Here is a 225-nt window from a genome sequence, read left to right on the forward strand (position 1 = left end):
TGCTGGACAGCACCACACCGACCAATACCATCAGTACCCTCCAGTTCTCGGCCGATACCGGTTCTTCCAGCAGCGACTTCATCACCGCGACGGCGGCACAGGATCTCTCCGGCACGCTGGCGGCCAACCTGGCCAGTGGCGAGACCGTGCAGGTCTCCCTCGACAACGGCAAGACCTGGACCGACGCCAGCACCACCGTCGGCCAGAACACCTTCAGCCTGGCCG

Annotated in this window: 1 protein-coding gene; it reads left to right on the forward strand. The window is 64.9% G+C overall.

Going from position 1 to position 225, the window contains the following annotated elements:
• On the forward strand, window positions 1-225 hold a 225-nt coding region (locus ACZ9W6_RS17725), incomplete at both ends, for a hypothetical protein (protein WP_465192502.1).

This window comes from Vogesella lacus, assembly GCF_979366295.1.